The sequence below is a fragment of the Shewanella aegiceratis genome, assembly GCF_019457495.1.
GTDB lineage: Bacteria > Pseudomonadota > Gammaproteobacteria > Enterobacterales > Shewanellaceae > Shewanella > Shewanella loihica.
Genome location: NZ_CP080416.1, coordinates 758,759 through 775,507, shown reverse-complemented (window position 1 = coordinate 775,507; position 16,749 = coordinate 758,759). Strand labels below are relative to the sequence as shown.

Sequence of the window (16,749 nt, the reverse complement as noted above, 5' to 3'; positions counted from 1 at the left end):
GCTATCAATTTAAGGATCATCATGATTAAACATATCGCACTCGCCCTGACCCTAGCCGTGGCGCCGCTCACCAGTTTTGCCGCCCAGTTTGTCGAGGGGCAACACTTCATGACGGTGTCTGACAAGGCCCCCAGTGCCAGCCCTAAGCTGACCGAGTTCTACTCCTTCTACTGCCACAACTGCTTCAACATGGAGACTCAGTTCCTGGGAGACATCAAGGCTAACCTGGACAAGCGAGTGAGCTTCGACAGCAAGCATGTGGACTTCATGAACTCAGACATAGGCACAGAGGTAATGCGCTCACTTGGGGTGATCCAGGAGCTGGGCGTCGAAGACAAGATGGTCCACGCCATGTTTAGCGCCATTCAGGGCGAGCAAGGCGGCCACGGACACAGCCATGATCATGACCATAGCGCCCATGAGAAACCTGCTATTAATACCCGCGACGACATCAAGAAGGTGTTCGCCGATCAGGGGATCGATATCAGCAAGTATGACGAGATCGCCGATGGTAAGACGGTCAGCAGTAAGCTAGACCTATGGCGCGCCCAGCAGCGTGAGTTCCGCATTCAGAGTGTGCCCACCTTTATCGTTAACGATAAATATGCGGTCAACCTAAGCCAGATCCGCACCCTGGGTGAGCTGATCGATCTGATCAACTACCTAGCCGTCGAGCACAAATAGGCTCGGCAAAATGACATAAAAAAGGCGCCCTACGGCGCCTTTTTCGTTTCTCGTTGTTATTAATCGCATTGGCTTTAACCTTGTGGCGTTAGCCGACAACCACCTGCTGCGCCCCCTGATAGGTCTGTTGCTCCCCCCGCGCCAACGCCTCGGTCTGTGCCCGGTAAATAGTGTTAATCACACTTAGGGTAGCGAAGGCCAATAAGATAGTGGAAACCTCTGATACTTGAGCTAGCATGTTGAGATTAATGAAATCTTGTAACTCCTCTGCCCTATCGGTTAATCGATATACCACCTGACCCAGGGCATTACTGACGATCCATAGTAACCACCACAGGCTGATGCTGGAGTTGAAGCCGCTCAAACTCCAGTTCTCGGGATCATGGCTCGCCTGCCAGATCTCATTCATCGCCTGATAGGGTTTCCAGATGCAGAAGATGGGAATGAAGAAGTAACCGATGGACCAGCCAGGAGTGAAGCTCATATCAGTGGCGCCCAGCTGACGCGCGTTGAAGTTCGCCCTGTATATCCACTTGAGGATCATGATCCCCGAAACGATAAAGACAACAAAATAGAGACCTGCCACCCCCAGCTGGCGTCGATCATTTTCGTCACCATCGGCAATCGCCTGCTCCTCTGAAGAATAAGCCCCAGACTGATAATCCATCAGCAACTGATATTCCATGTAATTGGAGCTAATCGCGAGCAATGCAACAAAGACTTGGGCATAAAGCAGATAACGCACCCATTGAGTTAATAGTCTTGCGTCTTTAAATTTAAAGATATTCCCTGACATTTTGATTTTCCTATTATTATTTCTGGCATTATCCGTTTACTAAAGCGCTAATTGTAAGGCACCAGCTCAAGGCGTCGTGCGATGCACCAGGCTTGAGGCCGCTTCATCCTCAGGGACACACTTGAAATGCACCTCCCCTTCCTGCATATGTTTAGTTTCATATTCTGATTCGGTGCGGCTCACGCCCAAGACTGATACAGAGGAAGATTTCTTGGTTTGGTCGATGGCTTCACCCGTCATCTCGATATTTTCAGAGATGATGTCGTAACTCAGTCCCTTATCACTACATATCTTATTCATGAATCCTTTAGAGGTTTTCACCACCTGTGTCTTACTGGGGTGGGCAACAAACACCTTATAGGTTCCATCGGCTAGCTCGATCACCTCGGGCATAGGAGGGATACCGTTAAGGGAGACCTGGCAGCCGCCAAGGCCGATTAGAAACAGCAAATTCACCTTGCTCAATCTAGGCATATCTAATTAATCCTTTAATTTTTTTAGCGAAAAACATTAGGCAATGTCGGTAAATCTAGACTGCTGAAGGAGTGTATTTGCCAGGAGAGATCCCAGATGCCTTCCATGAATTGACCCATTCCCTGCACGCACCGACGAAGACGTTTATCCGCTCGCCATGGCGATACGCTCCCAAGCTAACATACTCGCAATGCTCTGCAAAGCAGGCTATGCCTAGCTCTGCTCTTAGCCCTTCACAATAAGCTTGCCAAGACCTAGGCTAAATCAGGCTAACTCTCTTTCCCCGCCTTTTTAGATACCTAGGTCATATAAACACCACTAAAACGAGACTTGTTACTTGCTGGTAACAGGATCGAGGTTTACCATGAAACAATCTCTATTCATCGAGGCGAAGGCATGTCTGCTGCGGAACAATCATCACGGAAAATGAGTTTTTACATCATAGGCTTAATCTTAGCGGTCTGGCTCTATAGCCTGTGGGCCGACAGGGTAACGCCCATGACGAGCGATGCCAGGGTGCATGCCTATCTGGTGCGGGTGGCCTCAGAGGTCGCCGGTAACATCACAGAGGTGAGCGTCAGAGATAACCAGATCGTCGAGGCCGGCGAGCCCCTGTTTCAGATCGATCCGCGCAACTATCGTCTCGCCATGCAATCGGCTCAGGCCAATCTATCGTTGGCGGGGCAGAATATCGGTGCCAGCACGGCGGCGGTAGAGGTAGCACAGGCCAAGGTGGTAGATGCCATCGCCGCGCGTAACAACGCTAAGGAGCAGGCCGCGCGCGTCAGCGAGCTGGCCGGACAGGGGGTACTCAGCCAGGCAGAGCTGGATAACGCCATCGAGGCCAGAGACAGAACCCAGGCGAATCTCGAAGCGGCCGAGGCCTCGCTAGTGCAGGCCAGACAGGCCCTGGGCCCGGCAGGTCAGGACAATCCGCAGATCCTCGCGGCCATGGCAAACCTGGAGAAGGCTCAGCTGGATCTGCAAAAGACTCAGGTCAAGGCCCCTTCTAAGGGCGTGGTCACCAACCTTCAGCTCACCCTAGGACAGCGCGCCAACGTCGGCTCGCCCATGTTGACCTTTATCGATCCAAGGGGCGTGTGGATCTCGGCCTTGGTCAGAGAAAACTCGCTGGAGCATATCAAGGTGGGCAACAAGGTGGAGATAGTCCTCGACGCCCTCCCGGGACGAGTGCTAGAAGGCAAGGTCGACAGCATAGGCTGGGGCACGGGCGGCAGCAACAATATCGACCAGAATACAGGGTTTCTCACCGCAGACAGCAATGGCATCAAGGCCCAGCGCTACCCGGTCAACATAGTCTTCACCGGCACTAAGCCGCCAGGCAATATTCGCTACGGCTCTCAGGCCACAGTGGCCTTCTACACAGAGCAGAGCAGCATAGGCGAGTTCCTGGCCGGCATCTGGATGCAGATAGTGAGTATCTGGACCTATGTTTCATAGCCCAGCCAACCCTATCATACGCCTGGTATTCGGCCCGCTGGCGCTGCTGTTTTACCTCTGGTCCCAGGCGGCGCCGCTAGCCATATTGGCGCCCATGTTCATGGTGATCTTTCTCACCCTGATGCCCTCGCGTCCGCCCCTAAGCCTGATGCTCAAGCTGCTGCTGATCGTCCTGTTTGTCAGCCTGGGGCTGGTGTTTATCGGCGGACTCTTGCTGGACTCTCCCAGCGGTTACCTGCTGTTTTGCTGGTCGCTGCTGTTTTGGAGTTTCTATCGCAGCCACAACGACGGCAAAGATCTGCTCGCCACTCTGATGTTGATCGTGGTGATCATCATGACCATCATGAGTAAGCAGATGCAGGCGCCCATCGAGGTGCTGCCCTGGTTGCTGATGAAATCGGCGGTGCTGGCACTGATCCTCACCTATCTGAGTTTCCTGCTGTTTCCCGGCGACGAGCAAGACATACTGGCCGATGAGACCCAAGCCGATGGCAGCAGCACCCATATGGGCACCATCTTATTTAAGACCACCGCCATGACAATCGTGTTGGCGGCGCTGATCGGCATAGGCAGCTCACAGAGCATGCTGATCGCCATCACCATAGGCAGCATGATCAAGCTGGCGGATCCCAAGGAGCACAAGAGCTTCAAGCAGAATCGTCTGATCACCACGGCCATAGGTATCCTGTTCACCTTCCCCGTGATGTTGACCTTCGCCTTCGGTCTGCCGACCTGGGTGGTGTTGGGAATGGCCATCTTCTGCGGCTTGCAACTGGCGGGCTTTGCCGTCAGGCGAGCCACTCCCCTCGCCATCTATCAGCTGCTGTTTACCAACTTTGTGGTGCTTGTGTATCAGATCATCACTCACATAGGATCCGATGCCCTCTATGCCCAGCTGGTGCGCCTTATCTCTATCAGTATCGCCATCATTATTGGTGGCCTGCTGCTCAGCCTGCTGCACCATGAGACGGTGTCAACTGATGAAACGGAATTGACTGATGAGACGGGCGCGGATGATGAAAAGGGCTCAGAGGAGGCGCCTAGCAATGCTCCCGCAAAGGAACCTGAGGCGGCACAAGCTGGCAACTAGCCATAGGGGCTGATAAGAAAAAGCGCGGCCTAAGCCGCGCTTTTTTAAACCCATTTTGTTAAGGCATTCGCCTAGCTTACATATTAGACCAGGTGATGGTCTGAGCGCCTTTATCTACCTGAGCCATGATATCGGCATGCATTGGCGTCTTGAACTGCTTAGTGTCTTCCAGGTTAAACTTGATCTCCTTGCCGCTCATCAGGCTGCGGAACCAGATATCACCGTTATCCAGGTTGTACTGCATGCTGAAGAAGCTTGGGTAGTCTTTGCCCGTCTTAGGGTCCTGCACACCGAATGGCACCAGCGCCGCCGCATCGAAGGTGCCCTTCTGACGAGCAACTGTCTCTGTGTAGCTCAGCCCTTCTAAGTCCATGTGAGTCGACATGGCCAGCAGGCGTGAGTTACGCTCCAGGCCGCCGATGCTCCAAGGCATCTTAGTGGCGACGCTAGGATCCTTAAGGTCGAACTGCTGCATATACTCTCTGTGCTTCTCCTGCAGCGGGTCGTTAGTCTTGACGCGCAGATCCGATTCGGCATCACCCAGATAGATCTTCTGCTCACCGCCCTTCACCAGTTGGATGAGCATGATGTTACCGTCGGCATCAACCACAGAGTAGTGCAGTGGCGCAGCGTGCTCCATACCATTTGGCGCAGAGGCCCAGGCGATTTGGAACTCACCATTATCCAGGGCCGCTTTCACCTCGGCGGTGGTGGCATAACGCTCGGTGATAAAGCTCACTACGTCGGCGGTATTGACCGCTGGCGCGCCATTATCTTTGTGCTGGCTCAGATAAGGCTCGCTGTCATGCTGAGATAGTGCCATCACGCTGAGTCCCTTCTCGTTAGAAGTCTGACCCGACAGGCCGCCGAAGGCGCCATGCTCTTCGATAGAGAGGGTGTGGTACTTAGTCTGCCACTTAGTCATGGCCTGCTGGTACTCGGCAACCTGACCGCGCATGGTGCGCTCGGTGCCGACAGGGAAGACAGACATGTGACCGTCGAAGGGGGCTGTGCTCACCCAGTCTGCGGTGCGCATTAACATAGTGCCGTATTGGGTCTCTGTCACCAGACGAGAACAGGCTTCGGCGTTTATGGCGGCGCCCATAATAGTGGCAAATAGGGCTGCGATAGTGGTGCTTAGTAGTACTTTTTTCATGGTAACAATCTCCGTAACTAAGGATGTTGATTCGTTGACGGGTTAATCGTACCAAAGGCGAAAAAAGTGCTACGCTAAGAACTATCAACCTAAAGTTAAAGGTTCGCCGATGATCATCACCACAGAGAGATTGCAATACATTGTGTCCGTAGCCCAGCATGGCAGCTTTTCCGGCGCCGCCAAGGAGCTGGGGGTCAGCGTCGCTGCGGTCAACAAGGCGATACAACATCTGGAGTTTGATCTGGAACTGACCCTTTTCGAGCGCCATGGAGGTAAGAAACCACAGCTCACCCAGGAGGGCAAACGCCTCTATGTGAAGGCGCTGGAGATTCTGCCCAAGCTTATCGCCATGGAGCGCCAGGCACAGATGATGAGCGAAGGAATAGAGAGCCAGCTCTCCATCTGCCTGCATCCCTATACCTGTTACCCCGAATACACCCGGCTCATCGGCGAGCTAGCGGCGCGCTACCCAGATCTGGAAATCAACATAGTCGAGGCGGAGACCCTGGACTGGCAGAATCTTCAGTGCGATATCATCATCGCGCCCAATCGCCTGGCAAACCTCAGGGGGGTCAACATACAAACCATCAGCCGTATTAAATGGCTGCTGGTGAGCGCCCCCCAGCATCCACTGGCACAGCTAAGGAGTGCCCCCGAGCTGGAAGACTTCGATCACCATCACCAACTCATGCCGCCTGCGGGCAACATCATACTGCCCCATTACCTCGAGGTGATGCGCTACTCCAGCAAGCTGGTGACCGTCGAGCGCTTCTACCAACTGCGGGAGCTACTGCTAGCGGGCTGTGGTTTTGCCATGTATCCAGAGGCGCTCGCTAGGCCGCTTATCGAGGAGGGCAAGCTTAAGGATCTGAACTTCGATTATGGTAAGCAGGGCAATCACTGGCCCATAGATCTCATCTGGCAGGAGGGACTGGGCCAGGCGGGCAACTGGTTTATCGAGCAGTTGGTCGATGAGGAGTGAGCAATTCTAGCCTTGTCTTGCGGCGCTTAAACTCTCGCGGACGCTAGCTCTGGCCTAACTCTGACCTAGCACTGGCCTAGCACTGGCCTAGCGGCGAATAAAGTCCAGCAGGTGCGACAGGGCAAACAGGGCGTGGATCACCATGAAGACGATGAAACCATGGGCCAGGCTGTGATGATAGCTGCGCCAGTTGAGGGCCTCGCTGCTGCCCTGGGTGAGAAACCACATCAGGCCGGTAACGGATACCGCCACAAACAGCAGCATACCTATCCCCTCGACCACGCTAAACAGGCCGCGGCCACCGGCCAGGGGCAACTTGCCACGCTTCAGGCCACACACGTCGTTACTCAGCTGGGTAAAATCGCCCACCAGATAGGGAAAATATTGTCGCCACTGACCGCGCATCAGGTTGATCGCCAACATGGTGACCGAGAAGATCCCCGCCAGCAGCCCAAGGTAGACATGCAGGATGTCCCAGACCGAGGCGTTGGCCCGCAGCGCCCGTCCCATCATGAGCCAGCCGCTGGTGCTCACCAGAAACAGGGTCAGCAGGATGACAAACAGATGCTGATAGGTCTCCAGCACCTCGCGCAGCTTGGTCAGTGTCTTCATCTTGCTCTCCCCTTGATATGACTCGCGCTATGTTGACGCTTGGACTTCACGAAAGCGCGCAATATTAGAGCGCATCGACCTGCTGCGCATAGTGTTTCACCTTGTCCCAGTCGGTGTACTCGACCTTGGTATCCGGCGCCGTCGGCCCCTTAGTGATCCACATGATGAAGCGTATGATGTTGCGATCCAGGGCGTTATAGCCCTGATAATCCAGGTTACCGCCAAACACCGCCAGCAGCTTAGGCTGCCAGGGCGATTTGGCCAGAAACGCCTGCATGTACGGGTTGGTCTCCGGGGTATTCTTGGCGGGCTTTCGTGCCACCAGGCTCACCGAAAAGAAACTGCTGGCCTTCTCCTGCAGCACCTTGATGTTCTCGCGAATGAAGTCATACACCCTGGGATTATGCTTGCCGTGACGAATGCTGGCGCCCAGGACTATCTTATCGAACCCTTCCAGGGCGGGCGGGTTGTCTATGCTGGCGCAGGTGACGCTATGTTCCAGCGCCTCGAGCTCGCGCTGCATAAAATCGCACAGCTTACGGGTCTGCCCATGCACACTGGAATAGATGATTAATATTTTGCTCACGAAGGCCCCTAAGTCGACTTAACTCTTGCTATAGCACCATGATAGGGGAAATCGGGCAATATTTAATTGAAACAGATCACGAGGACTAAGGGCAAAATCCGGCTTAAGTTTACCGAGGTCACAAATTGCCTCCTGGATACATTTTGTCATAAAAAAGCGCGGCCTAGACCGCGCTCCTCATCGTCTTTCTTAGCCTTAGAGGGACATCACGAAGGCCAGCAGTTGCGAGCGCTCCTCTTGAGTCAGGGCCATAAACTTATCGGTGCTGGCCTGAGCCTCACCGCCATGCCAGAGGATCGCCTCCTCGACACTCGCCGCGCGGCCATCGTGCAAAAAGCCCGCCTGAGGATTAACCGTCTGGGCCAGGCCTATCCCCCACAGTGGCCGGGTGCGCCACTCGCTACCGCTGGCCAGAAAGTCCGGGCGACCGTCGCTCAGCTCTTCGCCCATGTCATGGAGCAACATGTCGCTGAAGGGATAGATGGTCTGCCCCTTGAGGGCCTCTATCATGGGCAGGCCGCCGATCTCGCCACTGCTCTTGGTGACAAACTTGGGCTGGTGACAGCCGCTGCAGTTGACCTGCTCGAACAGGCGCGCCCCTTCCCTCACCTTAACATCATCCACCTGGCGCCTCGCCGGCACCGCCAGGGTCTCGGCGTAGAAGACCACGTCGTCGCTGAACTCGGCGCTCGCCTCCGGCTCACCGTCGACGCCGCTGCCGGTATCGACAAACCCAGTGCGGGTTAGGTAGCTGTCGTGCATGCTGGTGCCCTGGATGCTCTCCTCGGGAAACAGAGGATTGGTGATCCCTATATCGCCGCGTAGCGCGCCCAATGACTGTACCCGCACGCTGGGGGTGTTGGCCTTCCAGCCGAAACGCCCCAAAGAGACGGGATGGCTCTCGCCGCGCTGCGCCTTGACGGCGTCGAACACATAGTTTGCCCGTCCTGAAATGCCATCGCCATCGGCATCGTTTTCATCCACCAGCGCCAGAATACTCGCCTCGGGAATCGCCTCCAGCAGCCCAAGACCAAACACAGGCATGCCGTTACGCCAGCCCATCAAGACATCGCTCTGCAAAAGCTCAGAGGTCACATTGCTGCTGTTAAGGCGCTCACCCGGTGCATCGAAGGGGTTTTCCACCGCAAACAGTGGTCTTTTCAGCGTCACTTCGGTGCCGTCGGGATAAGTAACCGTCTTTAGCTCGTAGGAGAGGTAGACATCCGCCTGACCGCCGAACAGGTTCTGCTGCCAGTCTTCCCTGGCCTTAAGCACGCCGCGGTGAAACAGCTGAGTGCCGAAGTTGGGCACAGGGATAGGCGCGCAGTAGTTGTTCGCTGCCGTCCCTTGCAGGCAGGGCTGGTCCGGCGCCTTGCTGATACGCAGGAAGATCCCCGCCTCGGAGCCGAGCTTGATGCGCGCTTGCCCCGCAGGCACTATGGGCGTCGAGTTACGACCGTCGCGCTGATGGCAGGAGTTACAGTCGGCGTTGTTGAACACTGGCCCCAGGCCGTCGAGTTCGGGATGCTCCTCGTTGGGCGCCGTGGTAAAGGCGGTCTCAAAATTCAGGTCACCACTAAGGTGCTGGGCGAGCTGCGTCTGGTTGAGATTCAACGCCGGCGTCGAGTAGCCGTGACCCGAACTCGAGGCATCGAAGGTGGTGGTGTCACCGCCCAATGCCGTCACCTGGGTATAGTCGGGATACAGCTTCTCGGGCTCTGGCACCTCTATCTCATCACCCGAGCCACCACAGCCGGTCAACGCCAACGTATGTGCCAGGGTCAGGGCCGCCAACAGGGCGGAGGGTTTGGTTAAGCAATTCATCATCTTTATCACACTTTATTGCAGTCGGGCCAAATGGGGCTTTTGCCATTTAGCCTTTGTTTTTATGAGGTTATATAGGCAAGAAAAAGAGAGCCTGGGCTCTCTTCTTAACTGGCCTTATACCTTCCACTCTTTGAGTAGCGGCAGCACCTGGTTTTCCAGACTCGCCTGCAGGGTAGCCAGGGCATCGACCGCCTTCTGGATGCGCGCGCGGCCCGCCTCATCTTTTATCGCTTGACGGAACGGCATCTTGTCAGTGCCTTCGATGGCGCGGATCTGCAAGATGGCGGCGTCTATTTCGGCGGCGACCCGGCTAGCCAGCTCGCTGTCGGCGGCGCGCACGAAGTCGATGATCCCCTGCTTGTCGGCCTCGCCGGTGAACTCGCCCTGATATACGTTGCGTACCCCTATGATGTTGTCGCTAAAGTCGGTCAGCGAGTTCCAGGAGTACTGCGATTCCACCTTAGATGTGTCGGCGCTGGCCAGCGAGCCGCCAAAGGGATCGGCGATCTTACCGTTGCCCACCTCATCGACTATGCCGATCATCCCCTTGATCAGCTCCTCCAACACGCCCACCTGCGAGCTGTAGAAGGTATTGCCATCGACGCCCGGCGATTTCAGCAACTCGCCATAGGCCTTGCCGCTCTGACCGTCATGGCTGACCAGCCAGGCATCGGCCAGCTGTTTGGTGTAGTCGCGAAACACCTCGGCCAGCCCCATAAGGTAGTCTCGCTCATTGGCGGTCAGCTCGTCGATCTGCTTGACGTTGTCGTCTATGCCGTCACCGAACAGCAGAAACTCCATGGTGTGGAAACCCTGCACGTCATCGTTCCAGCCCTTGATGGTCTCGGCATCGAAGCCGCTGCTGTTGACTAATACCGTCTTAAGATCTGTGGTGTTCAGCGGCCAGCTATCCAGGTGTGGGTCGATCCCCAGCGAGTCCACCGGGCCGAAGATGTGTGACTCGCCCTGCTCCCAGGGCTGACGGGCCGCCTTCCAGGCCGACTGCGCCGCCTCAAGGTTGGCCTGGGTCGGAGTGGCAACCAGGGTCTGGGTGGCCTGTAGCAAAGCCTCGCCGCGATCTGCCAGTGTGCTGTAACCCTTGACGATCACCTCGTCGCTCAGGTTGACGATCAGGGCGTCGGCATCGAAACTAAAACCAGTTTCGGGCACCACCACCTCGGGCTCATCGCTGCCCGAACCACCGCAGGCCGCCAGGGCCGAAATGAGTGCCAATGCGATCGCGCCATATTTAAATTGTTTCATCTGTCTCTCCATAAAAATCAAAGTTGTCGGCCGTTAGAGCGAGAATTGATAGCCCACGCCCAGGGCAAAGAAATGGGTGTCCGGGATGGCAGCTACCGCCACCTGATGCAGGCCGCCCTCGGCCTTGATCACTATCTCGGGGATCGGCGAGTAATTGATGCCGACGCTGGTCCAGGTGTTCTCATAGCGCTTGGTGGCCGTACCGGTTTCCACCTCGCTCAGCGGGTTGGCGTAATCCAGGTTGGCAAACACAGTCAGCGGCACAGAGAAGAAGTGGTTGAGATCCAGCCCCGCCTCGACGAAGAAGGACTCTGCCTTGCTGCCCAGCTGGGCGAAGTTACCCGGCTTGAGACCCGGGGTGGTCTTGTTGGCCTGAGTGATCGCATCGGCATCATCCAGGGTGCCCTGCAGATACTGCCCGCGCAGTATCCAGGGGCCGTCCACATAGGCACCGGACAGCGCCAGCAGGCTCACGCTGCCATCACCGGCCAGCTTGTTGCTCTTGTGGCGATTACCGCTGGTGTTGCCATAGTAGTAGGCGGCGCCCAGGGCCAAACCTGGCTGTTTGAAGCTGCCGTAATCCAGGCGCAGCACATAGGCCAGCTCGTCGGCGTTGATGTGCTCGAAGCGCTTCTGATGACCGGAAGCTATCCAGTCGTAGGTGCGGAAATACTCAGAGTTGAGGCCGCTGACCACCTGAGCCTGATAGTGAAAATCCCCCAGGTCGCCGAAGATGCCGATACCCGTCTCGTTCCACACCGCGGGCAACATGGCCGCCTCGCTGCGGTGACGCAGCACGGTCAGGTATTGGTTAGGCTTGTGCAGCACGCTGGAAAGCCCCACAGGCAGATGTATGTTACCGAACTTGACGCCGAAGGCTTTACTCGGGCGATACCTGAGCTGGGCCTTCTCGATCATCACCTCACCGCCGGCTTCGACCTCCGACTCGAACTCGCCGAACTCGTCGAAACCGTCATATTCCAGGGCGCTGCCCGTGCCGCCATGTTCATATTCGATCTCCACCTCCATGTCCCACTCGTCGTTGAACTGGTAGCCAAATTCGGTGACGATCCGCTCCAGATCCAGGCGGCCGCGACGCTCGGGCGAGGTGTCCTGCACGTTATCGAAATACTCGTCGCTGGTGTAATTCATGCTGCCGTAGGATTCAAACTTGAAGCGGCTCCAGGGGCTGTTAGCGGCCTCCAGAGCAACCTGTTCCTGTACCGCCTTGGTCAGCGCCTGTCGGTCAATCTGTTGCTCGGCCTGTTTCTCTGCCTGTTTCTCTGCCTGCTGCGCCTTAAGCTGGGCCAGCTCCTGTTTCAGCTGAATAAGCGCCTGTTCCTGCCTGGCGATCGACTCGGCTAAGGTGGCGGTATTGGTCGCGGTATTGGTTGTGTTATTTAGTTGTGTGTCGGCATAGGCATTGCCCGCCAGCAAGCCGGCGATTGCCATCCCTAAGGTGGTTAATTTCAGTGTCATCTTCTCTCCATGCTGAATAAACAGCATCCCCCATTAAATTGCGGGCACAATATTTCAAATGAGAATAATTTGCATTACAATTTACATTTGTTAATAACAAATTGATGACAAAGCATGCTAGGGCGTAATGATTGAAACCAGTTTGTGCCGCCCAAGCTATGGGGTAGACTGATCGCCCCGGGAAAGACTGGAAGCCAATGGAATGTTAAAGAAGAACCCACAAACCCTCTTACTGCTGATGACCTTCGTGATGTCCTTGGTGTTTTCTGTGTGGCAGGTGCTGCTGAACAACTTCGTCATCGAGCGGGCCAGCTTTACCGGCGCCGAGATAGGCATATTACAGAGTCTGCGGGAGGTGCCCGGATTTCTGGCCTTTACCGCCATCTTCATCTTACTGCTGCTCAGGGAACAGACCTTCGCCCTAGTCTCCCTCGCCCTGCTGACCATAGGGGTCGGCATCACAGGCTTCTTCCCTCAGGTGCTGGGCCTCTACCTGACCACCATACTCATGTCGGTGGGCTTTCACTACTACGAGACCATCAATCAGTCCCTCACCCTGCAGTGGGTCGACAAAGCAGACACCGCTGGCTTCATGGGCAAGGCGCTGGCCTGGCGCTCGGCGGCGGCCCTCACAGGCTATGGTAGCATCTGGGTGGTGATGACCTATCTGCAACTGGATTATCAGTGGATGTACGCCATCATAGGGGGCCTGGGGCTGCTGATGGTGATCGCCCTGACTCTCTACTTCCCGCAGTTTCCCCAGGGCGAGGTGCAGCACAAGAAGGTGATCCTCAGACGACGCTACTGGCTCTACTACCTGCTGACCTTCTTCTCCGGCGCGCGGCGACAGATCTTCATGGTGTTTGCCGGCTTCATGATGGTGGAGAAGTTTGGCTATAGCGTCAGCCAGATCACCGCGCTGTTTCTGATCAACTATGTGGTCAACCTGCTGTTCGCCCCCGCCATTGGCCGCTTTATCGGCCGCATCGGCGAGCGCAACGCCCTGATGATAGAGTATGTGGGCCTGATAGTGATCTTCACCAGCTACGCCTTCGTGCAGCAGGCGGAGATGGCGGCCGTGCTCTATGTGCTGGATCATCTGCTGTTTGCCATGGCCATCGCTATCAAGACCTATTTCCAGAAGATCGCCGAGCCCAAGGATATCGCCGCCACCATGTCGGTCAGCTTCACCATCAATCATATCGCGGCCGTGGTGATCCCGGCGCTGCTGGGGATGCTCTGGCTCTACTCCAACAAGTGGGTGTTCTTTATCGGGGCAGGCTTCGCCGTCTGCTCACTGGTGCTGGCCTTCAACATTCCGCGTCATCCGGCCCAGGACAAGCATGTCAACTGGCCGGCCAGCGCGTGAAACTAGGGTCTGTAGTGAATTTCAGATAGAATCGGACAATAGCATCACTAGATAAGATTATTCACAAGAAAAGATTATGGCCGAGATCGTTAAGCTATCCAATTCAGGGTCCAATCAACCCGATGTATCTGCCCGCCGCAAGGCCCTGCTGCTTGGGCGCCTTATCGGTCTGGGCAGCGATGAGGATTACCGTCCCTCTCAGGCCTCGTTGGCCGAGCGCTCGGACCATCGTCTGCGCAAGCTCGCCAGCCAGTATCAGGCTAACCTGGAAAACATCTACGCCATCGCCCTCTCCCACACGCCGTCGGATGTGACCGGCGCGGATCTCGACCCCGATTGGATCCACCAGTTTTTTCAGCTAGCAGAGCAGATCCACAACCGCAACATGCAGGCGCTCTGGGGACGGATCCTGGCCAATGAGATCACCAGCCCAGGCAGCTTTAGTCTCAGGAGTCTGGCGACCCTGAAGCAATTGACCCACAAAGAGGCGCAGATGTTCGAGAAGGCTCTGGGAATGGCAGTGACCTTCAACAACGAATCTAAGCTCAAGTTGGTGATCGGCTTTCGCCACGCCGGCGGCATAGGCCAGCTGTTTCGCAAGACGGATACCACCCAGATCGCCCTGTCGCAGTTTGGCCTGCCCTACTCCTCAGTGCTCACCCTGGTGGATGCGGGCCTGCTGCACAGGAGCGAGTTTGAAACGGGGCAGCTCAACGCCAAGAACCCCATTAGCTTTACCCTGTCAGGCAAGCGCATGACGCTCACACCCAAGCACGGGCACTTAGTATTTAGCTACTATCGACTGACGCCGACCGGCGACGAGTTGGCGCAGCTGGTGCGCCCCAAGGCAGATGAAGAGTATGCCCGCGCGCTGCAGGCACTGTTCAAGAAAGACTTTAAAGTAGACTACTGAAAAGCAGATTACTGAAACGTAGATTACTGAAAAGTAGATTACTGAAAAGTAGATTATTGGCCCAGCGACTGCTTCACAGCAGCATCCAGGGTCTTAGGGCTGGTCTCTGGGTTGAACCAGTGCAGGCTATCGGCCAGGCCAACCACCTCACCTATGATCATCAGCGCCGGCATCTCCAGTGCCGGATCCGCCGCCAGTTCCGCCAGTTCACCTAGGGTGCCGATAAATCGCTGCTGCGCCGCCGTAGTCGCCTTAGAGACGATAGCCACCGGCGTCTTGGGCGAGCGCCCAGCCGAGATAAGTCCATGTTGAATGCTGGCGGCGTTGAGGATCCCCATATAGACCACTAGCGTATTGGCGCTGTTGGCATAGGACTGCCAGTCCATGGGACGACTCTCCAACTTGCAGTGACCCGTAATAAAGGTGACTCCCTGGGCATGGTCCCTGTGGGTCAGGGGAATACCTGCGTAGGCAGAGGTGCCGCTGGCCGCCGTGATGCCTGGCACCACTTCGAACTCAACCCCCGCCTCTACCAGGGTCTCCAGCTCTTCGCCACCACGGCCGAAGATGAAGGGATCGCCCCCCTTGAGACGCACCACATTCTTGCGGGTATAAGCCTTGGTCACCAACAGCTGGTTGATCTCCTCCTGGGCAGCGCTGTGTTTACCAGCGCGCTTGCCCACGGCGATCAGCTCCGCCTCTTTCGGCGCTAAAGCCAAAATCTCGTCGCTCACCAGGGCGTCGAACAAGACCACATCGGCCTTCTTCAGGATGCGGTAGGCCTTGAGCGTTAATAGCTCAATGTCGCCAGGACCGGCGCCCACAAGCCAGACTTTGCCCTGTGCCTGCTGCCCGGGTAGAGTAAATAGTTCCATATCCGCATCTCGTACAATAGTGATGAGGTTAATATAGCGTCATTCTTATTCCATAAAAAATAGAAGTTTATTAGGTTTTATTCTTTTTAGTTATTAGTGGCGTTTGACGAAATTTTCATGAAATAAATCAAGTAGACAGAATTAAAATAGGTGCGCGCGGCGGGCTCAAATGTTACAACATAGCCTAGATTGGAGACGACGCGCTAAGCTTGCGACACGAGAGGAAACAAGGATGCAAACCACCCAATACCTTAAATGGCTTCCCCTAATCACCCTATGTTCACTGCCTGCAACCTGCCTGGGCGCCGAGCCCACAGAAGAGAAGAAAACCACAGAGGGTAGCTCGTTGCTGGACCAGCGCGTCGAAGATGAACTGGCAACCTCGGAGAAGCCCTTCGTGATCACGCCGCACAAGGTCAACTACATCTTGCCCGTGACCTATAACAGCTCCCCCAATAGAGATCCCTTTGATGAGAAACTGTCCAAGAACAACTCGGAAATCGACAACCTGGAAGCCAAGTTTCAGATTAGCTTTAAGTTTCCCTTGATGTATAACGTGTTCGGCGACAACGGCCACCTGTTTTTCGCCTACACCAACCAGTCTTACTGGCAGGTGTATAACAAGGATATCTCCTCGCCGTTCCGCGAAACCAACCATGAGCCTGAGATCTTCATGCTGTTCAACAACGACTGGCAGATAGGCCCGCTGACCAACTCCTTCTGGGGCGTCGGCGCCGTGCATCAGTCCAACGGCAATTCAGGCTCCCTGTCCCGCAGCTGGAACCGTATCTATGGCACCATGGTGTTCGATAGCGGCCCCTTTGCCCTCGCCGCCAAGGTGTGGTGGCGGATTCCCGAAGATGAGAAAGAGACACCCGATTCACCCAAGGGAGACGATAACCCGGATATCCTGGATTACATGGGCAACTTCGAGCTCATGGGCGTCTATGGTGTAGACAAACACAGGTTCTCGCTGATGCTACGCAACAACCTAGAGAGCCCTAATCGCGGCGCGGTGGAGTTTACCTGGAGCTATCCCATCATTGGCAATCTGCGTCTCTATACGCAATATTTTAATGGCTATGGCGAGAGTCTCATCGACTACAACGCCCATACCCAGAGGATCGGCATCGGCTTCGCGATCAACGACATTCTCTAACCATAGGCGGCGCGCTATGCTCG

Annotated in this window: 16 protein-coding genes; 7 read left to right on the top strand and 9 right to left on the bottom strand. The window is 55.7% G+C overall.

What is annotated here, in order from left to right; genetic code table 11:
• Window positions 1–21 precede the first annotated feature (21 nt).
• The gene (locus tag K0H80_RS03485) at window positions 22–684 is read left to right on the top strand and encodes a thiol:disulfide interchange protein DsbA/DsbL (protein ID WP_220073107.1); all 663 of its coding nucleotides are present in this window, start codon (window positions 22–24) and stop codon (window positions 682–684) included.
• An 88-nt stretch (window positions 685–772) separates the two neighbouring features.
• Here the strand turns inward: K0H80_RS03485 and K0H80_RS03480 are convergent, their stop codons facing one another.
• Window positions 773–1,480, bottom strand: a complete 708-nt coding sequence (locus tag K0H80_RS03480; RefSeq protein ID WP_220073106.1) for a DUF4328 domain-containing protein — start codon at window positions 1,478–1,480, stop codon at window positions 773–775.
• A 66-nt stretch (window positions 1,481–1,546) separates the two neighbouring features.
• Window positions 1,547–1,954 carry a hypothetical protein gene (locus K0H80_RS03475; protein WP_011864490.1) on the bottom strand — a complete coding sequence of 136 codons (408 nt, stop codon included), beginning with the start codon at window positions 1,952–1,954 and terminating at the stop codon, window positions 1,547–1,549.
• Window positions 1,955–2,380: 426 nt separating this feature from the next.
• Here K0H80_RS03475 and K0H80_RS03470 point away from each other — a divergent pair, with 426 nt between their 5' ends.
• On the top strand, window positions 2,381–3,415 hold the full coding sequence (locus tag K0H80_RS03470) for an HlyD family secretion protein (RefSeq protein WP_258406165.1): 1,035 nt from the start codon (window positions 2,381–2,383) through the stop codon (window positions 3,413–3,415).
• A complete protein-coding gene (locus K0H80_RS03465; protein WP_220073104.1) occupies window positions 3,405–4,505 on the top strand; it encodes a DUF2955 domain-containing protein in 1,101 nt (366 codons plus the stop codon). Before K0H80_RS03470 ends, K0H80_RS03465 begins: the two co-directional genes overlap by 11 nt.
• A 76-nt stretch (window positions 4,506–4,581) precedes the next feature.
• On the opposite strand, the gene K0H80_RS03460 is transcribed toward K0H80_RS03465, so the two are convergent.
• Window positions 4,582–5,661 (bottom strand): linear amide C-N hydrolase, encoded by a 1,080-nt coding sequence (locus K0H80_RS03460; RefSeq protein WP_220073103.1) that lies wholly within the window; start codon window positions 5,659–5,661, stop codon window positions 4,582–4,584.
• 109 nt (window positions 5,662–5,770) lie between these two features.
• On the opposite strand from K0H80_RS03460, the gene K0H80_RS03455 reads away from it, so the two are divergent.
• Window positions 5,771–6,643: a LysR family transcriptional regulator gene (locus K0H80_RS03455; RefSeq protein ID WP_220073102.1), complete on the top strand. Its 873-nt coding sequence runs from the start codon at window positions 5,771–5,773 to the stop codon at window positions 6,641–6,643.
• Between the two features lie 87 nt (window positions 6,644–6,730).
• On the opposite strand, the gene K0H80_RS03450 is transcribed toward K0H80_RS03455, so the two are convergent.
• The 5 genes from K0H80_RS03450 to K0H80_RS03430 all read right to left on the bottom strand — a co-directional run bounded on the left by K0H80_RS03450 (window position 6,731) and on the right by K0H80_RS03430 (window position 12,410).
• Window positions 6,731–7,255 (bottom strand): cytochrome b/b6 domain-containing protein, encoded by a 525-nt coding sequence (locus tag K0H80_RS03450; RefSeq protein WP_220073101.1) that lies wholly within the window; start codon window positions 7,253–7,255, stop codon window positions 6,731–6,733.
• 64 nt (window positions 7,256–7,319) lie between these two features.
• The gene (gene hemG / locus K0H80_RS03445; RefSeq protein ID WP_144199574.1) at window positions 7,320–7,841 is read right to left on the bottom strand and encodes a menaquinone-dependent protoporphyrinogen IX dehydrogenase; all 522 of its coding nucleotides are present in this window, start codon (window positions 7,839–7,841) and stop codon (window positions 7,320–7,322) included.
• Window positions 7,842–8,036: 195 nt separating this feature from the next.
• The gene (locus tag K0H80_RS03440; protein WP_220073100.1) at window positions 8,037–9,668 is read right to left on the bottom strand and encodes a di-heme oxidoredictase family protein; all 1,632 of its coding nucleotides are present in this window, start codon (window positions 9,666–9,668) and stop codon (window positions 8,037–8,039) included.
• A 114-nt stretch (window positions 9,669–9,782) separates the two neighbouring features.
• Window positions 9,783–10,931: an imelysin family protein gene (locus K0H80_RS03435; RefSeq protein WP_220073099.1), complete on the bottom strand. Its 1,149-nt coding sequence runs from the start codon at window positions 10,929–10,931 to the stop codon at window positions 9,783–9,785.
• A gap of 33 nt (window positions 10,932–10,964) precedes the next feature.
• Window positions 10,965–12,410, bottom strand: coding sequence for a hypothetical protein (locus K0H80_RS03430; protein ID WP_220073098.1), 1,446 nt, complete (start codon window positions 12,408–12,410; stop codon window positions 10,965–10,967).
• A gap of 202 nt (window positions 12,411–12,612) precedes the next feature.
• On the opposite strand from K0H80_RS03430, the gene K0H80_RS03425 reads away from it, so the two are divergent.
• Entirely contained in the window at window positions 12,613–13,779 is a 1,167-nt protein-coding gene (locus K0H80_RS03425) for an MFS transporter (protein ID WP_220073097.1), read from the top strand.
• 76 nt (window positions 13,780–13,855) lie between these two features.
• Complete coding sequence (locus tag K0H80_RS03420) at window positions 13,856–14,692, top strand: TIGR03899 family protein (RefSeq protein WP_220073096.1); 837 nt, start codon at window positions 13,856–13,858, stop codon at window positions 14,690–14,692.
• 53 nt (window positions 14,693–14,745) lie between these two features.
• On the opposite strand, the gene cobA is transcribed toward K0H80_RS03420, so the two are convergent.
• The gene (gene cobA / locus K0H80_RS03415; RefSeq protein ID WP_220073095.1) at window positions 14,746–15,567 is read right to left on the bottom strand and encodes a uroporphyrinogen-III C-methyltransferase; all 822 of its coding nucleotides are present in this window, start codon (window positions 15,565–15,567) and stop codon (window positions 14,746–14,748) included.
• Window positions 15,568–15,799: 232 nt separating this feature from the next.
• Between cobA and K0H80_RS03410 the strand changes: the two genes are divergently transcribed.
• Entirely contained in the window at window positions 15,800–16,726 is a 927-nt protein-coding gene (locus K0H80_RS03410; protein WP_220073094.1) for a phospholipase A, read from the top strand.
• The last annotated feature ends 23 nt before the right edge of the window (window positions 16,727–16,749 follow it).